21 protein-coding genes are annotated in these 16,522 nt (G+C 59.1%); 12 read left to right on the top strand and 9 right to left on the bottom strand.

Annotated elements, in window-relative coordinates; translation table 11 throughout:
• The first annotated feature begins 59 nt into the window (after positions 1–59).
• From BKX96_RS18435 to BKX96_RS18425, 3 genes are read left to right on the top strand one after another with little or no spacing between them, the layout of a single operon-like run.
• Positions 60–377, top strand: a complete 318-nt coding sequence (locus tag BKX96_RS18435; protein WP_046818708.1) for a DUF2388 domain-containing protein — start codon at positions 60–62, stop codon at positions 375–377.
• Between the two features lie 28 nt (positions 378–405).
• Positions 406–726, top strand: coding sequence for a DUF2388 domain-containing protein (locus tag BKX96_RS18430; RefSeq protein ID WP_046818707.1), 321 nt, complete (start codon positions 406–408; stop codon positions 724–726).
• Positions 723–2,684, top strand: coding sequence for a DUF7844 domain-containing protein (locus tag BKX96_RS18425; protein ID WP_046818706.1), 1,962 nt, complete (start codon positions 723–725; stop codon positions 2,682–2,684). Before BKX96_RS18430 ends, BKX96_RS18425 begins: the two co-directional genes overlap by 4 nt.
• Before the next feature lie 93 nt (positions 2,685–2,777).
• On the opposite strand, the gene trpA is transcribed toward BKX96_RS18425, so the two are convergent.
• Both trpA and trpB read right to left on the bottom strand, forming a co-directional pair.
• A complete protein-coding gene (gene trpA, locus BKX96_RS18420) occupies positions 2,778–3,590 on the bottom strand; it encodes a tryptophan synthase subunit alpha (RefSeq protein WP_046818705.1) in 813 nt (270 codons plus the stop codon).
• Positions 3,590–4,810, bottom strand: coding sequence for a tryptophan synthase subunit beta (trpB, locus tag BKX96_RS18415; protein ID WP_046818704.1), 1,221 nt, complete (start codon positions 4,808–4,810; stop codon positions 3,590–3,592). The genes trpA and trpB overlap by 1 nt, the downstream gene beginning before the upstream one ends.
• A gap of 113 nt (positions 4,811–4,923) precedes the next feature.
• On the opposite strand from trpB, the gene BKX96_RS18410 reads away from it, so the two are divergent.
• A complete protein-coding gene (locus BKX96_RS18410) occupies positions 4,924–5,841 on the top strand; it encodes a LysR family transcriptional regulator (RefSeq protein WP_077185135.1) in 918 nt (305 codons plus the stop codon).
• Here BKX96_RS18410 and BKX96_RS18405 read toward each other — a convergent pair.
• Positions 5,814–6,140 carry an ElaB/YgaM/YqjD family protein gene (locus tag BKX96_RS18405; RefSeq protein ID WP_077185133.1) on the bottom strand — a complete coding sequence of 109 codons (327 nt, stop codon included), beginning with the start codon at positions 6,138–6,140 and terminating at the stop codon, positions 5,814–5,816. The two genes, BKX96_RS18410 and BKX96_RS18405, sit on opposite strands and share 28 nt — an antisense overlap.
• 157 nt (positions 6,141–6,297) lie before the next feature.
• Between BKX96_RS18405 and BKX96_RS18400 the strand changes: the two genes are divergently transcribed.
• Complete coding sequence (locus BKX96_RS18400) at positions 6,298–6,513, top strand: dodecin (protein WP_007940746.1); 216 nt, start codon at positions 6,298–6,300, stop codon at positions 6,511–6,513.
• Positions 6,514–6,634: 121 nt separating this feature from the next.
• Positions 6,635–6,859 carry a DUF1161 domain-containing protein gene (locus BKX96_RS18395; protein ID WP_046818701.1) on the top strand — a complete coding sequence of 75 codons (225 nt, stop codon included), beginning with the start codon at positions 6,635–6,637 and terminating at the stop codon, positions 6,857–6,859.
• A 61-nt stretch (positions 6,860–6,920) separates the two neighbouring features.
• On the opposite strand, the gene BKX96_RS18390 is transcribed toward BKX96_RS18395, so the two are convergent.
• A complete protein-coding gene (locus BKX96_RS18390) occupies positions 6,921–7,922 on the bottom strand; it encodes an LLM class flavin-dependent oxidoreductase (protein WP_046818700.1) in 1,002 nt (333 codons plus the stop codon).
• 240 nt (positions 7,923–8,162) lie between these two features.
• Between BKX96_RS18390 and BKX96_RS18385 the strand changes: the two genes are divergently transcribed.
• A complete protein-coding gene (locus BKX96_RS18385) occupies positions 8,163–8,594 on the top strand; it encodes an OsmC family protein (RefSeq protein ID WP_046818699.1) in 432 nt (143 codons plus the stop codon).
• Between the two features lie 144 nt (positions 8,595–8,738).
• Positions 8,739–8,972, top strand: coding sequence for a DUF1161 domain-containing protein (locus BKX96_RS18380; protein WP_046818698.1), 234 nt, complete (start codon positions 8,739–8,741; stop codon positions 8,970–8,972).
• 6 nt (positions 8,973–8,978) lie between these two features.
• On the opposite strand, the gene BKX96_RS18375 is transcribed toward BKX96_RS18380, so the two are convergent.
• Together BKX96_RS18375 and BKX96_RS18370 are read right to left on the bottom strand one after the other, a co-directional pair.
• Positions 8,979–9,398 (bottom strand): PA0061/PA0062 family lipoprotein, encoded by a 420-nt coding sequence (locus BKX96_RS18375; RefSeq protein ID WP_046818697.1) that lies wholly within the window; start codon positions 9,396–9,398, stop codon positions 8,979–8,981.
• A gap of 40 nt (positions 9,399–9,438) precedes the next feature.
• Positions 9,439–9,861 carry a PA0061/PA0062 family lipoprotein gene (locus BKX96_RS18370; RefSeq protein ID WP_046818696.1) on the bottom strand — a complete coding sequence of 141 codons (423 nt, stop codon included), beginning with the start codon at positions 9,859–9,861 and terminating at the stop codon, positions 9,439–9,441.
• A 59-nt stretch (positions 9,862–9,920) separates the two neighbouring features.
• Here BKX96_RS18370 and BKX96_RS18365 point away from each other — a divergent pair, with 59 nt between their 5' ends.
• Positions 9,921–10,997, top strand: a complete 1,077-nt coding sequence (locus BKX96_RS18365; protein WP_077185131.1) for an aminopeptidase — start codon at positions 9,921–9,923, stop codon at positions 10,995–10,997.
• 103 nt (positions 10,998–11,100) lie between these two features.
• On the opposite strand, the gene BKX96_RS18360 is transcribed toward BKX96_RS18365, so the two are convergent.
• Both BKX96_RS18360 and BKX96_RS18355 read right to left on the bottom strand, forming a co-directional pair.
• Entirely contained in the window at positions 11,101–11,751 is a 651-nt protein-coding gene (locus BKX96_RS18360) for an HAD family hydrolase (protein WP_077185129.1), read from the bottom strand.
• A gap of 28 nt (positions 11,752–11,779) precedes the next feature.
• Positions 11,780–12,325: a gamma carbonic anhydrase family protein gene (locus BKX96_RS18355; protein ID WP_046818693.1), complete on the bottom strand. Its 546-nt coding sequence runs from the start codon at positions 12,323–12,325 to the stop codon at positions 11,780–11,782.
• A gap of 90 nt (positions 12,326–12,415) precedes the next feature.
• Here BKX96_RS18355 and prlC point away from each other — a divergent pair, with 90 nt between their 5' ends.
• The gene (gene prlC, locus BKX96_RS18350) at positions 12,416–14,467 is read left to right on the top strand and encodes an oligopeptidase A (RefSeq protein ID WP_046818692.1); all 2,052 of its coding nucleotides are present in this window, start codon (positions 12,416–12,418) and stop codon (positions 14,465–14,467) included.
• Positions 14,464–14,751, top strand: a complete 288-nt coding sequence (locus tag BKX96_RS18345) for a YheV family putative zinc ribbon protein (protein WP_046818691.1) — start codon at positions 14,464–14,466, stop codon at positions 14,749–14,751. The genes prlC and BKX96_RS18345 overlap by 4 nt, the downstream gene beginning before the upstream one ends.
• A gap of 60 nt (positions 14,752–14,811) precedes the next feature.
• Here the strand turns inward: BKX96_RS18345 and BKX96_RS18340 are convergent, their stop codons facing one another.
• Positions 14,812–15,117: a hypothetical protein gene (locus tag BKX96_RS18340; RefSeq protein ID WP_077185127.1), complete on the bottom strand. Its 306-nt coding sequence runs from the start codon at positions 15,115–15,117 to the stop codon at positions 14,812–14,814.
• 194 nt (positions 15,118–15,311) lie between these two features.
• Here BKX96_RS18340 and BKX96_RS18335 point away from each other — a divergent pair, with 194 nt between their 5' ends.
• Complete coding sequence (locus BKX96_RS18335; RefSeq protein WP_046818689.1) at positions 15,312–16,370, top strand: PA0069 family radical SAM protein; 1,059 nt, start codon at positions 15,312–15,314, stop codon at positions 16,368–16,370.
• Positions 16,371–16,522 lie beyond the last annotated feature (152 nt).

The raw sequence follows: 16,522 nt of genomic DNA, 5'->3' as shown, positions 1-16,522 counted from the left end.
GCTGGCTCTAGCCCGGCCCTTGCGCTAGCCTTGGGACTCACTTTCAACTGTCGAGTCTCATGCGTTTTCTTTCACATCTGATCATTGCTCCTGTCTTACTTGCAGCCAGCTACTCGGGGGCGGTCCATGCCTTCGACGCGTTCAACCTGTCTACTCAAGGCGTTGTGGCCAGCAGTTATGCCTCAAGCCTGGTGACCTCTGCCCCTTTCGACCATAAACTGCTCATCGCCGCCCGTGATGATGCCGCAGCATTCATCGCCAGTGATGGTCAAATGAGAGGCGTTCGACTGGAGTCGGCCCTGGTTTTCCTGCGCCAGACCCAGCCAAAACTTCATGCCAGCGACCTTGAACTGGCACAGGCAATTCTCGTCCAATAGTTATCCCAAGTTCCTCCGGAGTCGTTCCATGCGTAACCCGCTGATAGTTGCCACCCTTGGCCTGCTGTTGTTGGCTGATGTGGCCCAGGCCCAAACCCTGGTTGCCACCAGCAACATCCTCATTCGTGCCACCCAGCGCACACTGGATTTCACTTCCGACACCACGACGTCGATCCGCGACTCGAAAATCGTCCGCGAAGCCCAGGACGATGCCGCCAGCTTCGTCGCCAGCAACGGCGATATTCGTGGCGCACACCTGGAATCGGCTCTCAACTTGTTGCGCACTCGCGTTCCGCAAGCCCGCGATGCCAGTGACCAGGATCTCGCCGAAGCCATCCTCGCACTGTGAGGTCTCCAGCTGCCTTGCTGTTGGCCGGGGTCGTGCTGCTGTTTGGCAACACGGCCCACGCCGACCTCCAACTGCACCTCAAGACCGAAGGCCTGAGCCCCGCGCAACAGCACGCCAGCCAGGCGTTGCTGGATGAAGCGATGCAGGCATTGCCGCCGCGGTTTATCGAGCAACTCGACCGGCGCATCGACGTCGGCTGGACCGACGGCATGCGCAGCGATGCCTATGGCCAGGCCTCGCCGGTATCCGAACTCGACCTGAATCGAAAGCTGCTGGCCAGCCTCACCGACGGCAGTGCGGCGACCAAGAAGACCAATCGCCCCCATGGCACCGTGCGCCGGGAACTACTCGCCACGGTATTGCACGAACTGACCCACATTTATGACCGCGCACGCCTGTGGCCGAATGCGGAGCGCGCACTGATTCAACGCTGCACCCGCCAGGAGAGCAGCTCGGGGCTGGTGGGCATTCCTGACCAATGCCGGGGCCAATCCGGCCGCCGCTTCACCCTCAGCGACGACCCGCGCCTGCTTGACCTCGCCGGTTGGCAGCAATACGTTGGCCGGCGTGGCGAGCGCGAACAGCACAATCGCCAGATCGCCCGCAGCCCGGACATCTACGAGATCAGCAGCCCGAAGGAATTTGTCGCGGTCAACATGGAGTATTTCCTCCTCGACCCGAGCTACGCCTGTCGTCGCCCTGCGCTGTACCGCTACTACAAGGAGCACTTCGGCTGGGCACCCGCCGCCAAAAGCGAGTGCGCCAAGACTTTCGCATTCCTCAACGCGGGCAATGACTTCGCCAAGACGCCCCTGGGCCAGGTTGATCCGGAGCGGGTCTACGCCGTCGACTATCTCTTGGCAGAGGCCAACCAGAACTGGGTGAGCCGTTGGGGCCACAGCATGTTGCGTCTGGTGATTTGCGCACCGGGCCGGCCCCGCGGGCCAGATTGCCGCCTCGACCTGGACCAGCACCTGGTACTGTCCTACCGCGCGTTCGTGGGCGACGTACAGCTATCGAGCTGGGATGGCCTGGTGGGTAAATACCCGTCACGCCTGTTCGTGCTGCCCCTGGCCCAGGTGATCGACGAATACACCAAGACCGAGCTGCGCAGCCTTGCCTCCGTGCCGCTGAACCTGTCTCGAGACGAGATTGAAAACGTGGTGGAACGTGCCGCCGAGATGCACTGGAGTTATGACGGCAACTACTTCTTCCTGTCGAACAACTGCGCTGTAGAAGAGCTGAAGTTACTGCGTGGCGGCACCAACAACGCAAAACTGGTGGCTCTGGACAACATCATGCCCAATGGGCTGCTGGAAGTGTTGAAGGGCCGCGGGCTGGCGGATACCAGCGTGCTGGACGACCCGCGTGAAGCACTTCGCCTGGGTTACCGCTTTGACTCTTTCCGCGATCGCTACCAAGCGATGTTCGAAGTATTGCGAAAGCGCCTGCCGATCAAACAGGAAAAGGTTGAAGACTGGCTGTCCCTGAGTGCAGCAGAGCGCCGGCAATGGTTCGATCAGGCAGATTTGCGCACCAGCGCAGCCTTGCTCTTGCTCGAACAGGCCAGTTATCGCCAGCAGTTGCTTCTGGCCCAAGACGAGGTGAAACAACGTTACCTGGGGGCCCGCGAGCTGAAAAACGGCGGAATGGACAAAGCCAACGCGACCTTGAGGCAGATTCTCGACAACAGCGGTTTCCTCAGTCGTCCGGCGGAATTGCTCGGCAGCGGCGGCTATGGCCTGCCGCAACCTGCTGAATGGCAACGCCTGGAATCGGAAACCAGCCTGCGGCAGAAACAGCTTCAGGTGTTGACCGGGGACCTGGACAAGGAAGTCAGGGCGCTGCTCGATCCAGACCGTGCAGCAGAAATGGCGGCCAACGAAGCCAATGTGAAGCAGATTGGCGAACACCTGCGCAAGTTGCACAAAGCGTCGGGTGGTTTGCAGTTGCCGTAAAAAAGGGCTTCAGAACGTAGTCCTGAAGCCCTCGGTCTTGCTGGTTAGTCTGTGTCGCGAGGCTCTAATTCCTCTGTATCAGGAACTTTATCTTCAGCTGACACGGGCCTTACGCACACCATCGGCCAACGCCGAGCACAAGCTCAGCACGCCATCGACCGCTTGGTCCGGTGTCGTGGCATTGGCGATCTGATCGATCAATGCCGAACCCACTACCACGCCATCAGCCAGACGCGCGATGTTCGCCGCTTGCTCAGGCGTACGAATGCCGAAGCCGATGCTGATCGGCAGGTCGGTATGGCGACGCAGACGCGCAACCGCTTCTTCGACGTGCTCCAGGGTTGCCGCACCGGCACCGGTCACACCGGCCACCGATACGTAGTAGACAAACCCGGAGCTGCCATTGAGCACGGTCGGCAGACGCACATCATCAGTGGTCGGTGTGGTCAGGCGGATGAAATCGATGCCCGCGGCCTGGGCCGGGTCGCACAGTTCGCCGTTATGCTCGGGCGGCATGTCGACAACGATCAGGCCGTCGACGCCGGCCTCTTTCGCTTCGGCAATGAACCGCGGCACGCCGTATTTATGGATCGGGTTGAAGTACCCCATCAGCACCAGCGGCGTTTCGTTGTTGTCCTTGCGGAACTCACGCACCATTTCCAGGGTTTTCGCCAGGTTCTGCTTGGCGCCCAGGGCACGGATGTTGGCCAGCTGGATCGCCGGGCCGTCAGCCATCGGATCGGTGAAGGGCATGCCCAGCTCGATCACGTCGGCGCCTGCGGCTGGCAGGCCCTTGAGGATCGCCAGCGAGGTGTCATAGCCCGGGTCGCCAGCGGTGACGAAGGTCACCAGGGCGGCGCGATTCTGTTCCTTGAGTTCGGCAAAACGCGTTTGCAGGCGGCTCATCAGTGTTTCTCCTGCTTAGATTGTTCCATATGGTGCATCACGGTCTGCATGTCCTTGTCGCCACGCCCCGACAGGTTGACCACCATCAGGTGATCCTTGGGCAGGGTCGGCGCGCGCTTGAACACTTCAGCCAGCGCATGGGCGCTTTCCAAGGCAGGAATGATCCCTTCCAGGCGGCAGCACTGGTGGAATGCCGCCAGCGCTTCGTCGTCAGTCACCGAGGTGTACTGGACGCGGCCGATGTCATGCAACCAGGCGTGTTCCGGGCCGATGCCCGGGTAGTCGAGGCCAGCGGAGATCGAATGGGCGTCGATGATCTGGCCATCGTCGTCCTGCAACAGGAAGGTGCGGTTGCCGTGCAGTACACCCGGTACGCCGCCGTTCAGGCTGGCCGCGTGCTTGCCGGTCTCGATGCCATAGCCGGCCGCTTCAACGCCGATGATCTCGACGCTCTTGTCGTCCAGGAACGGGTGGAACAGGCCCATGGCGTTGGAACCTCCGCCGATGCAGGCCACCAGGCTGTCCGGCAGGCGGCCTTCCTGGGCTTGCAGCTGGTCACGGGTTTCCTTGCCGATAACGGCCTGGAAGTCGCGAACCATCGCCGGGTAAGGGTGCGGACCGGCCACGGTGCCGATCAGGTAGAAGGTACTGTCGACGTTGGTCACCCAGTCGCGCAGGGCTTCGTTCATCGCATCCTTGAGAGTGCCGGTACCGGCCACCACCGGAATCACTTCGGCGCCCAGCAGCTTCATGCGAAACACGTTGGCCTGCTGGCGCTCGATGTCGGTGGTGCCCATGTAGATCACGCAGTCCAGGCCAAAACGCGCGGCCACTGTGGCAGTCGCCACGCCATGCATGCCCGCGCCGGTTTCGGCGATGATGCGTTTTTTGCCCATGCGCCGCGCCAGCAGTATCTGGCCGATGCAGTTGTTGATCTTGTGCGCGCCGGTGTGGTTGAGCTCTTCACGCTTGAGATAAATCTTTGCGCCGCCACAGAATTCGGTCAGGCGCTCGGCGAAATAAAGCGGGCTAGGACGACCGACGTAATCGCGCTGGAAATAGGCCAGCTCTTCCTTGAAGGCCGGATCTTCCTTGGCCGCTTCGTATTCACGGGCCAGGTCGAGGATCAACGGCATCAGGGTTTCGGCAACATAACGGCCGCCGAACGCGCCAAACAGGCCGTTGGCGTCAGGGCCGTTGCGCAGATTAGTCTGGGTCATGGGGCGCTCCAGTTGAATTGCGTAGGAAGATAATGGGCTTCACTCTACCCCTGACGCCCTGAGCTGAAAACCGATAAGATCGCTACAACCTGTCAGGAAAACTCACAGATCACATGAGCCATGACCTCCCACCGCTGAACGCCTTGCGCGCCTTCGAAGCCACGGCCCGGCTAAACAGCGTCAGTCAGGCTGCCGAACAGCTGCACGTCACCCATGGTGCGGTCAGCCGGCAGCTGAAAGTGCTCGAAGAACACCTCGGTGTGAGTCTGTTCATCAAGGACGGGCGCGGCCTGAAACTCACAGATGCCGGCATGCGCTTGCGTGATGCCAGCGCCGAAGCGTTCGAGCGCTTGCGCACCGTGTGCGCTGAGCTCACGCAAAGCACCGCCGATGCGCCATTCGTCCTTGGCTGCTCGGGAAGCCTGCTGGCGCGCTGGTTCATTCCGCGCCTTGGACGGCTCAACGCTGACCTGCCCGACCTGCGCCTGCACCTGTCCGCTGGCGAAGGCGACCTGGATCCCCGTCGCCCGGGCCTGGACGCCCTGTTGGTGTTTGCCGAACCGCCTTGGCCCGCGGATATGCAAGTATTCGAATTGGCCAGCGAACGGATCGGCCCGGTCATGAGCCCACGGTTCGTCGGTTATGAGCGTCTGCAAACGGCTCCGGCCACCGCACTGCTCAATGAGTCGTTGCTACACACCACTTCGCGTCCGCAAGCCTGGCCCAGTTGGGCGCAGCAAAGCGGCCTCGACGCCAAGGCGTTGAAATACGGTCAGGGTTTCGAGCATTTGTATTACTTGCTGGAAGCCGCCGTGGCCGGGCTGGGCGTGGCGATTGCCCCCGAGCCGTTGGTGGCGGAGGACTTGAAGGCGGGTCGGCTGGTCGCCCCTTGGGGATTTTGCGAAACCCCCGCTCACCTGGCCCTGTGGTTACCCAAGCGCGCCGCGGATGGGCGCGCCAGGCAACTGGCGCAATGGCTCAAGAATGAGCTGCGCCAGACCGATCATTCCCCGCGTTTAAACAGCAGGTAGGCCGCCAGCAGACCCAGAGCACCGACGGCAACCCCGGCTGTCGTCCAGGGGTGCTCCTGCGCGTAGTCCCGAGTGGCAATACCGGTTTCACGGGTTTTCACCTTGACCTCTTCATAGGCATCGGTGAGCAGATGACGCGAATGCCTCAAGGCGTTCTCGGCATTGCCTTTAAGCACCTTGAGGGTTTTACGCGACTCGTCCGAGGCGTCGTCCTTCAGGCTTTCCAAGGATTTGAGCAGACTCTCGATCTCCGCTTCCATGCTTTGCAATGAGGCTTTACGTAACGAGCTGTTGGCCATGGTGGCTCTCCTGCATTGTTGATGAGTGGCGTGTGTTGGTTGGGACTTCAGGGACTCGAGAAAGTGCAGTAAATGTGAAGGTCCATGTCGCACCGACCGAAGGAAGTAAGACAGAAAATCACTGCTAGGCTGTAATTCACACCCTAAGGAGAACGCCATGACTGACCATCACACCTATAAGAAAGTCGAACTCGTCGGCTCATCCACCAGCAGTATCGAAGACGCGATCAACAACGCCCTGGCCGAAGCCAACAAGAGTCTCAAGTACATGGAATGGTTTGAAGTGACCGAAACCCGCGGCCATATCAAGGACGGCAAGGCTGCGCACTTCCAGGTGACGCTCAAGGTCGGCTTCCGGATTGCCAGTAGCTGAGGTTGGTCTAGTCTTCTGAACTTGCGCGCTGGCCGAGTGCCATAGGGAATGGCAATGCGCTAGATGCGTTTCCGGCCAATGGCTGGATGCCTTTTTTTGATCCGACCAGAGAATGCGACCGATGAAGAAGTTTATTTTGGCGGTAGGCTTGTTGAGCCTGGCGGGTACTGCCTTTGCTGATAACGGCAAAAATTGCGAGGAATTGAAAGCCGAGATCGCAGCAAAGCTCGATGCCAAGGGCGTTTCCGGTTATTCGCTGGAGATTGTCGATAAAGGCAATGCGTCTGGCGGAAAAATCGTCGGTACCTGCGAGAAGGGCAGCAAGGAAATAGTCTACAAACGTTAGCCCCAACCGATTGCAAACAAAAAGCCGATGCCATCGCATCGGCTTTTTGCGGTTAGCCTGATCAGCCCTTCATGACCTGCGCCAGCAGCTCATAGGAATGCAGACGATCCGCGTGTTCGTACAGGTCGCAGGTGAAAATCAGCTCGTCGGCCTGGGTTTGCTCGATCAGCACTTCCAGCCGGGCGCGGATTTTTTGCGGGCTGCCGATCATCGCCAGCCCGAGGAAATCACTGACGGCTTCTTTCTCATGAGGCAGCCACAACCCCTCCATGGTTTTCACTGGCGGACGTTGTACCAGGCTCTGGCCACGCATCAGGGCGAGAATGCGCTGGAAGACCGAGGTCGCCAGATAGTCCGCCTGTTCGTCCGTGTCGGCGGCTACCAGCGGCACGCCGAGCATCACGTAAGGCTTGTCCAGCACGGCCGACGGCTTGAAATGATTGCGGTAGACACGAATCGCCTCATGCATGAAGCGCGGAGCGAAGTGCGACGCGAAGGCGTAGGGCAAACCGCGTTCGCCTGCCAACTGCGCGCTGAACAGGCTTGAGCCCAGCAGCCAGATCGGGACATTGGTACCGGTGCCCGGCATCGCGATGATTCGCTGGTCCGGCGTGCGCGGGCCGAGATAACGCATCAGTTCGGCCACATCTTCGGGGAAATCATCGGCGCTGCCGGAGCGCTCGCGGCGCAGTGCACGGGCCGTCATCTGGTCGGAACCGGGCGCTCGGCCAAGCCCCAGGTCGATGCGCCCCGGATACAGGCTTTCAAGCGTGCCAAATTGTTCGGCGATCACCAGCGGCGCATGGTTGGGCAGCATGATCCCGCCGGAACCGACTCGAATGGTCGATGTACCGCCGGCCAGATAGCCGAGCAGCACGGAGGTCGCGGAACTGGCGATGCCATCCATGTTGTGGTGTTCGGCCACCCAAAAGCGGTTATAGCCGAATTTCTCGACGTGTTGCGCCAGGTCCAGCGAGTTGCGCAACGACTGGGCCGCGCTGCCGTTTTCCCGCACGGGCACCAGGTCGAGGGTCGAAAACTTGATATCGGACAGTCGTTTCATAAACCTGCTTCTCCAATTGAGGGCGCAGGTTTCTTGTTGCAAACGAAAACCTGCCGAATCCATAAGCGTGTTTCATGCAATGAGGGCATATACCCGAGTTTCAATAGCACGGTGAAATTTACTGACAAAATGGCGCAGCGATCAGATGCGCTGAACTTTGCTGCCCGGTCTATCCTCAGAACCCTAGCGAGCGAAACCACAACGGCGTGACGCTTCGCGCCGGATCTTGAGGAGACAGGCATGGCTATCACAAAGAAAGCATCGGCCCACTGGGAAGGTGATCTGAAAACCGGCATCGGCTCGATTTCCACCGAAACCGGTGTACTCAGGGAGGCGCCGTACGGCTTCAAGGCCCGCTTTGAAGGCGGCAAGGGCACCAACCCGGAAGAGCTGATCGGCGCAGCCCACGCGGGCTGTTTCTCGATGGCGTTTTCCATGATTCTCGGCGAGGCGGGCCTAAAGGCCGACAGCATCGATACCAACGCCGAAGTGACCCTGGATCAGGTAGAGGGTGGTTTTGCGATCACGGCGGTGAAGTTGATTCTCAAGGCAAAAATCCCCGGCGCCAGCCAGGCACAGTTTGATGAGCTGAGCAACAAGGCCAAAGAGGGCTGCCCGGTCTCCAAAGTGCTGAATGCGAAAATCAGCCTGGATGCGACTTTGGTCAATTGAATCCGGAGTAGAGCAATAAAAGATCGTCCGAAGTTGGCGATCTTTTTTTGCGTTATGGCCGATTTGCCCGGTAAAACTGCTGTCGAATAAATGACAGCAGCAAAAACGCATGACCTGTGCGCGCTGCCTCAAGGAGCTTCAACCATGAAACGTTTTGCCTTGGCGGTTATCTGTTGCGGCCTCGCCACTTCGGTCCTGGCGGCACCAAAGCCCTGTGAAGAACTCAAGGCCGAAATCGAAGCAAAGATCCAGGCCCGAGGGGTAACGTCCTACACTCTGGAAATCGTTACGAATGATGAAGTGCACGATCAGAACATGGTCGTCGGCTCGTGCGATGGCGGCACAAAGAAAATCATCTATCAGAAAAATGACCGCTGACCGGTCTTAAGGTACACAGTTGATCTGACTCTCTTCGGCGACGATCTCGCGTTTTGCGTTATATAGGCGTGCTTCAGGGGTGAACGCCATGGAGCGGGCTTGTAGCAAATAACGCTGACCGGCTTCGAAATGATCGTATTTGATGATCATGTAGCAAAGCCGCTCCGTGGAACCGTTTAACATGTCCGAGCCTCCACCTGGCACTTCAAAATCGAAGCGCACGGTCAGCTCGTGGCGACCAGGGGTGACTTGGAAAAAACGCCCGTCACGCAAGCGTTGGTTATCCAATCGCTCGGCCATCAGCAATTTATCGTTGGGGAATGGCGTAGAGAAGTCGACCCACGCCATGTGCGGATTGGCCGCCGGCATCGGCGTCGAACAGCCGGCGACTGCACTTGCAGTGAGAAACAGCATCAACCTGCGCATGATGAATATCCCAATGTCAGGATATTCAGAATAGCGTCGATCAGGTCCGTTGGCAGCCGGCCGGTGTTCCCTGGCCAATCACTTTTCGCTGTTGATCGTAAAGCTTGGCCCATGGCCGGAAGCCGATATTCCCCGCTTGCAGTTGATAGCGCTCGCCCGCGTTGAAATCGTTGAATTTCACGTTCATCTGGCAATCACGCCAAAGTGGTTGGGCATCGGGACCGATATTGGTGGGCTGCACCGGGAACTGGTAGCGCACAGTCAGCTCATGGCTGCCGGGCTGAACTTCGAAATAGCGCTTGTCGGCGGCCGCCTTATTGTCCACCTCCAGCGCCAGCAGGGCCGTGTCCTCCTGATGCGATTCCAGATCGATCCATGCTTGCGTCGGATCATGGTGAGGTAATCCGAATCCAGCACACCCGGCCAGCGTCAGCAGGCCTCCCGTCAGCATCAACTTGCGCATAGCGGAGCTCCAGTCAAGCGGGATAGTCTTGCGAGCAGACTCTCCAGGGATTTTTTATTTTGATCAGGCCGCGTCGAAGCCATCGGTTACTTGATCGCGTTTTGCGCATTTTGTTTCCGGGTATGTTGTTTTTGTTACTCAACGGTTGTTCCAGCATCAGCTACTACAGTCAGCTGGCCAGCGGTCAGCTGCAGTTGCTGCGGGCTCGGGAGCCTGTGGTCCGGGTGATTGCCGATCCACAGCGCGATGAGAAACTGCGTGCGCACCTGACCCAATCACAAAGGGCCCGGACCTTCGCCAGCGAGCAACTGCACCTGCCGGATAACCAGAGTTACCGTCTGTATGCTGACATTGGCCGTCCGTATGTAGTCTGGAACGTGTTTGTCACACCGGAATTTTCCCTGGAGCCACAAAACCATTGCTTCCCCATTGCGGGTTGCGTGGCCTATCGCGGCTATTACAGTCAGGGTGCGGCCCGCGGTGAAGCGGCGCTGCAACGCTTGCAAGGCATGGACGTGTCCATCGGTGGCGTAGAGGCCTATTCGACCTTGGGCTGGTTCAACGATCCGATCATGAATTCCATGATGGGCTGGGGCGATGAACGCCTGGCCACGCTGATCTTTCATGAGCTCGCTCATCAGCGCGTTTACGTGAAGGACGACACCGAGTTCAACGAGTCATTCGCCACCTTCGTCGAGCAGGAAGGCACCCGCCAATGGCGGGCGTTTCGCAGCCTGCCGCCGGACAGCACCTTGCTGTCGCAACAACGGGATCAGTTCATCCAGCTGGTCCTGGATACGCGCACCCGGCTGGAAGAACTGTACAGCCTGCCGCTGCCCCCTGAGCAAATGCGCCAGCGTAAAGCGGCGGAATTCGAGCGCCTGCGCGGCGAATACCGCCAGCTGCGTGATAGTCGATGGGCCGGGGACAAACGTTACGACGCGTGGATCAACGCGCCGATGAACAATGCCCGGTTACTGCCGTTTGGCCTGTACGACCAGTGGGTGCCGGCATTTGCGGCGCTGTTCAAGCAGGAGGGTGGGGATTGGCTGAGGTTTTATACGCAGGTCGAGAAGTTGGGGGCGTTGCCGGTTGATGAGCGCAAGGCGGCGCTGAAGAATTTGGCTGGATCATGAATCTTCGGCGGTGGTGAGGCCCTCTTCACGAGCAGGCTCGCTCCCACAGCGGATGTGAATTTCACACATCTACTGTGTGAGCGAGCTCGCGAAGGCGTTCTGATCAACGCTGCAAAAACGCCTGATGCATCTCATCCAGCGTTTCAAAGTGATAGGTCGGTGCTTCGGCACTCAACTCTTCCCGACTGCCAAACCCGTAACCCACAGCTGCCGCATCCAGGCCATTGCTGCGCGCGCCAATCAGGTCGTGCTTGCGGTCGCCGATCATCAGGGTATGGGCCGGATCCAGGCCCTCCTCAGCCACCAGGTGGGCGATCAGCTCTATTTTGTTGGTCCGGGTGCCGTCCAGCTCGCTGCCGTAAATCACTTTGAAATGCTTGGCGAAGTCGAAATGCCGGGCGATTTCCCGGGCGAAAACCCAGGGTTTGGAGGTTGCAATGTACAACTGTCGCCCTTGTCCGCCGAGCATTTCCAACAATGGTGTGACACCGTCGAATACGCGGTTTTCGTACAGTCCGGTGACCTTGAAGCGTTCTCGGTAGAAGTTCACCGCCGCCCAGGCCTTGGCCTCGTCGAAGTCATAGAACTGCATGAAGGCCTGCAACAAGGGCGGGCCGATGAAGTGCTCGAGTTTGGTCAGGTCGGGCTCATCGATCCCCAGCTTGCCCAGGGCAAACTGAATCGAACGGGTAATGCCTTCGCGCGGGTCGGTCAGGGTGCCATCAAGGTCGAACAGAACGGTTTGGTAATGCATGAATATTCCTGGGCAAGAGCGAGGTGATTCAGAGTCGGTCGTAGCCTTCGGCCAGATGCAGGTCCTTGAGCTTCACGTAGTTCGCCGCGCTGTAGGTGAAAAAGGCCCGCTCCTTATCGGTCAGCGGTCGGATCTGTTTCACCGGGCTGCCCACATACAGGAAACCGCTTTCCAGGCGCTTACCCGGAGGTACCAGGCTACCGGCACCAATAATGACGTCGTCGGCGACCACTGCACCGTCCATGACGATACTGCCCATGCCGATCAATACCCGGTTGCCCACGGTGCAGCCATGCAGCATGACTTTGTGGGCGATCGTAACGTCGTCGCCAATCAGCAACGGGAAACCGTCGGGGTTGAACGGCCCGGCATGGGTGATGTGCAGCACGCAGCCATCCTGCACGCTGGTGCGCGCACCGATGCGGATGCGGTGCATGTCACCGCGAATCACCGTCAACGGCCAGACCGAGCTGTCTTCGCCGATCTCGACATCGCCGATCACTACCGCCGAGCCATCGACAAAAGCGCCCTTGCCGAGCATTGGCGTGTGATTCTGATACTTGCGAAGGTTCACGATAGGGTTTCTCTCTGTTGCTGATAGCTGCGGTGAGCGTCGATTGTAATTAAGATGGCTGCATGTTTCTTCCCAGCCAAGGTGCCAACCGTGAGCGTGAACAACCCTCTTTTGCAGTCCTACGACCTGCCGCCGTTCTCCGCGATCCGTGCCGAGCACGTGCAACCGGCCATTGAACAGATCCTGGCTGACAACCGCGCCGCCATTATCGAGATCCTCAAGACCCAGGGCAAACAACCTACGTGGGCCGGCCTGGTTCTGGCAATGGACGAGCTAAATGACCGCCTGGGTGCAGCCTGGAGCCCGGTCAGCCATTTAAATGCCGTGTGCAACAGCGCCGAACTGCGCGAGGCCTATGAGGCTTGCCTGCCGGCCTTGAGCGCCTACTCCACCGAAATGGGCCAGAATCGTGAATTGTTCCAGGCCTATGAAGCCTTGGCCAACAGCCCGGAAGCCGCCGGTTTCGACGTAGCGCAGAAAACTATCCTGGAACATGCCCTGCGCGATTTCCGTCTGTCGGGTATCGACCTGCCGGAAGCCGAGCAGAAGCGTTACGCCCAGGTACAGAGCAAATTGTCGGAGCTGGGCAGTCGCTTCTCCAACCAGCTGCTGGATGCGACCCAAGCCTGGACCAAGCACATCACCGACGAGGCCGCGCTCGCCGGCTTGACCGACTCGGCCAAGGCGCAAATGGCCGCTGCCGCGCAAGCCAAGGACCTCGATGGCTGGCTGATCACCCTGGAATTCCCGAGCTACTACGCGGTGATGACCTACGCCCACGACCGTGCCCTGCGCGAAGAAGTCTACGCTGCCTACTGCACCCGCGCGTCGGACCAGGGCCCGAATGCCGGCCAGAACGACAACGGTCCGGTCATGGAGGAAATCCTCGATCTGCGTCAGGAACTGGCAAAACTGCTGGGCTTCGCCAGCTTCTCGCAGCTGAGCCTGGCCACCAAAATGGCTGAATCGAGCGATCAGGTGCTGAGTTTCCTGCGCGACCTTGCCAAGCGCAGCAAACCGTTCGCCGCCCAGGATCTGGAACAGCTCAAGGCTTACGCCGCCGAACAAGGCTGCCCGGATTTGCAAAGCTGGGACAGCGGTTTCTACGGCGAAAAACTTCGCGAGCAACGTTACAGCGTTGCCCAGGAAGCCCTGCGCGCGTACTTCCCGATCGACAAGGTGCTCAGTGGCCTGTTCGCCATCGTTCAGCGTCTGTATGGCATCGAGATCGCCGAACAGAAAGGCTTCGACACCTGGCACCCGGATGTACGCCTGTTCGAGATCAAGGAAAACGGCCAGCACATCGGCCGCTTCTTCTTCGACCTGTACGCCCGTGCCAATAAACGCGGCGGTGCCTGGATGGACGGTGCCCGTGATCGTCGTCGCACCGCCGAGGGCGTGCTGCAGAGCCCGGTGGCCAACCTGGTGTGCAACTTCACTCCGGCCGACAGCGGCAAGCCTGCGCTGCTGACCCACGATGAAGTCACTACCCTGTTCCACGAGTTCGGTCATGGCCTGCATCACCTGCTGACCCGCGTCGAACACGCCGGCGTGTCCGGCATCAACGGCGTGGCCTGGGACGCGGTCGAGTTGCCCAGCCAATTCATGGAAAACTGGTGCTGGGAGCCCGAGGGGCTGGCGCTGATCTCCGGTCACTATGAAACCGGCGAACCATTGCCACAGGACCTGCTGCAGAAGATGCTTGCGGCGAAAAACTTCCAGTCCGGCCTGATGATGGTCCGCCAACTGGAGTTCTCGCTGTTCGACTTCGAACTGCATGCCACCCACGGCGACGGTCGCAGCGTGTTGCAAGTGCTTGAAGGTGTACGCGACGAGGTATCGGTGATGCGCCCTCCGGCCTACAACCGTTTCCCTAACAGCTTCGCGCACATTTTCGCTGGCGGTTATGCAGCGGGTTACTACAGCTACAAATGGGCTGAAGTACTCTCGGCCGATGCCTTCTCCAGGTTCGAGGAAGAAGGCGTGCTCAATGCCGAGACTGGCCGTGCGTTCCGTGAAGCGATCCTGGCGCGCGGCGGTTCTCAGGAGCCGATGGTGCTGTTCGTCGACTTCCGTGGCCGTGAGCCTTCGATTGACGCACTCTTGCGCCACAGCGGCCTGAGTGAGGGCGCGGCAGCATGAGTGAGGGTCCTGTGATTACCAAACGACGCTTTATCGCCGGCGCGGTTTGCCCGGCCTGCAGCGAGCCGGACAAATTGATGATGTGGAGTGAAGACGATGTACCGCATCGCGAGTGCGTTGCCTGCGGTTATTCCGATACGCTCAACGAACAAGGTCTGTCCGTACCCAAGGAACTCGGCACCCGGGTCAACACTTCCGCACTCAAGCCTGCGGACACCAAGGTTCAGGCCGTGCAGTTTTTTCCGAATCCGAAACTGAAGAAAAAACCTGACGAGCAGCACTGAGCAGTAAGCGGCACCTCTCATGGCGCAACGCTGTGAGAGGTGTTACTGATCAAGTTTCAGTCAAGGCGCGGCAATGCTGACATAGGCCTTGGCCAGCGCCAGCAGCTTCACCATGTCTTCGGCGTCAATATCGCCGTCACCATCGATATCTTTATTGAAATTACGGATCTTGAATGATCGCCCTCCATCATTTGAAGATGCGATGAGGGTGGTGGAGTCCAGCAAAGCCGTGGTTTCCACGGAATTTCCAGCATCCCAACCCTCTTCTTTCAATGCGAACTGCATCGAAACAAGCACTTCATTGGGATTGACGACAGTAGGACCCAGTTTCTGCAAAAAAATACCGCGACGATTAAGAATCGACATAATTAAATCCTTTTAATTAATACTCAGGTCAATGCGTGGAGCGACCGCAACAATACCGGCCTGGGGAGCGAATCGACCAGACGCGAAATGTATCGTTCAGTGACTATGAGTACAGGTCGAAGAGCTGCCAAACGGCACTGGTCACTCGAACCTCTGCCGTGTACTGTATATAAATACAGTACTCGAGCTATCCCATGAACACGCCATTGCCCCCTCGCGGTCGCGGCACCGCGACCAATCCGCACAATCGCTTCGCCCCCCATCGCTCGGTGGCCGAGGACGACGGCTGGTTTCAGGAAGCGCCGATGACCCAAGGCACCGAGGTGTCCATCGAGACCGCGAAAACCATCATCACGCGCAATACCTCCCCCGACCTGCCCTTCGATCGGTCGATCAATCCTTATCGCGGCTGCGAGCACGGTTGCATCTATTGCTATGCGCGGCCCAGCCACGCCTACTGGGACATGTCGCCAGGCCTGGATTTCGAGACAAAGCTGATCGCCAAGACCAATGCGGCGGACATACTGGAGGAACAACTCTCCAGGCGTGGCTATCAATGTGCACCCATCAACCTGGGGTCCAATACCGATCCTTACCAGCCCATTGAGCGTGAATACAAGATCACCCGCCAAACCCTCGAAGTGCTGCTGCGCTACCGTCATCCGGTGACGATCGTGACCAAAGGTTCATTGATCCTGCGCGATCTGGACCTGCTGGCCGAACTGGCCCGACAAAGGCTGGTGGCAGTGATGATCAGCCTCACCACGCTGGACGACGAGCTCAAGCGTATTCTTGAACCCCGCGCTGCAGCCCCCAAGGCCCGGCTGCGGGCGATCAAGGTGTTGCGAGAAGCGGGGGTCCCGGTGGGCGTGCTTTGTTCTCCCATGATTCCGATGATCAACGACAGCGAAATCGAAAACCTGCTCACGCAAGCCCATGCTGCCGGGGCACAAAGCGCCGCCTACATGATGTTGCGCCTGCCCCTGGAAGTCGCGCCCCTGTTCGAGGAATGGCTGGCGGCCCACTACCCGCAACGTGCGGCGCATGTCCTTAGCCTTATTCGCCAGACCCGTGGCGGAGAGTTGTACGACAGTCGTTTCGGCGCGCGCATGCGCGGTGAAGGTCCATTTGCTGATTTGCTGGCACAACGTTTTGCCAAAGCCATCAAGCGCCTGGGGCTCAACCACCGGGAGGGATTCAACCTGGACTGCGACGCCTTTTGTCCGCCGGGTCGCCAAATGTCGTTAATTTGAGGACAATTGGCCTATGGTTGAGTACTGGGCAAAGCGCTAAAGCGCCAGGCCAGTCACGTTTTTTGTGACCTGGAACACAGGTTCTAGAGCGGTTTATTCAGTTTGAGTTAAGATTCGAAGGATACCTTGTTCATCGAGTGACTGACGGGTCG

It is taken from the genome of Pseudomonas putida, from assembly GCF_001976065.1.
Lineage (GTDB): Bacteria > Pseudomonadota > Gammaproteobacteria > Pseudomonadales > Pseudomonadaceae > Aquipseudomonas > Aquipseudomonas serbica.
Note: the sequence above shows the minus strand (reverse complement) of the source record. Positions and strands in the feature narration are given on the sequence as shown.

What these genes read in the sequence shown, in the direction of transcription:
- BKX96_RS18435 (WP_046818708.1), top strand. Translation starts at nt 60, where the DNA reads ATGCGTTTTCTTTCACATCTGATCATTGCTCCTGTCTTACTTGCAGCC.
- BKX96_RS18430 (WP_046818707.1), top strand. Translation starts at nt 406, where the DNA reads ATGCGTAACCCGCTGATAGTTGCCACCCTTGGCCTGCTGTTGTTGGCT.
- trpA (WP_046818705.1), bottom strand. Translation starts at nt 3,590, where the DNA reads ATGAGCCGCCTGCAAACGCGTTTTGCCGAACTCAAGGAACAGAATCGC.
- trpB (WP_046818704.1), bottom strand. Translation starts at nt 4,810, where the DNA reads ATGACCCAGACTAATCTGCGCAACGGCCCTGACGCCAACGGCCTGTTT.
- BKX96_RS18410 (WP_077185135.1), top strand. Translation starts at nt 4,924, where the DNA reads ATGAGCCATGACCTCCCACCGCTGAACGCCTTGCGCGCCTTCGAAGCC.
- BKX96_RS18405 (WP_077185133.1), bottom strand. Translation starts at nt 6,140, where the DNA reads ATGGCCAACAGCTCGTTACGTAAAGCCTCATTGCAAAGCATGGAAGCG.
- BKX96_RS18400 (WP_007940746.1), top strand. Translation starts at nt 6,298, where the DNA reads ATGACTGACCATCACACCTATAAGAAAGTCGAACTCGTCGGCTCATCC.
- BKX96_RS18395 (WP_046818701.1), top strand. Translation starts at nt 6,635, where the DNA reads ATGAAGAAGTTTATTTTGGCGGTAGGCTTGTTGAGCCTGGCGGGTACT.
- BKX96_RS18390 (WP_046818700.1), bottom strand. Translation starts at nt 7,922, where the DNA reads ATGAAACGACTGTCCGATATCAAGTTTTCGACCCTCGACCTGGTGCCC.
- BKX96_RS18385 (WP_046818699.1), top strand. Translation starts at nt 8,163, where the DNA reads ATGGCTATCACAAAGAAAGCATCGGCCCACTGGGAAGGTGATCTGAAA.
- BKX96_RS18380 (WP_046818698.1), top strand. Translation starts at nt 8,739, where the DNA reads ATGAAACGTTTTGCCTTGGCGGTTATCTGTTGCGGCCTCGCCACTTCG.
- BKX96_RS18375 (WP_046818697.1), bottom strand. Translation starts at nt 9,398, where the DNA reads ATGCGCAGGTTGATGCTGTTTCTCACTGCAAGTGCAGTCGCCGGCTGT.
- BKX96_RS18370 (WP_046818696.1), bottom strand. Translation starts at nt 9,861, where the DNA reads ATGCGCAAGTTGATGCTGACGGGAGGCCTGCTGACGCTGGCCGGGTGT.
- BKX96_RS18360 (WP_077185129.1), bottom strand. Translation starts at nt 11,751, where the DNA reads ATGCATTACCAAACCGTTCTGTTCGACCTTGATGGCACCCTGACCGAC.
- BKX96_RS18345 (WP_046818691.1), top strand. Translation starts at nt 14,464, where the DNA reads ATGAGTGAGGGTCCTGTGATTACCAAACGACGCTTTATCGCCGGCGCG.
- BKX96_RS18340 (WP_077185127.1), bottom strand. Translation starts at nt 15,117, where the DNA reads ATGTCGATTCTTAATCGTCGCGGTATTTTTTTGCAGAAACTGGGTCCT.
- BKX96_RS18335 (WP_046818689.1), top strand. Translation starts at nt 15,312, where the DNA reads ATGAACACGCCATTGCCCCCTCGCGGTCGCGGCACCGCGACCAATCCG.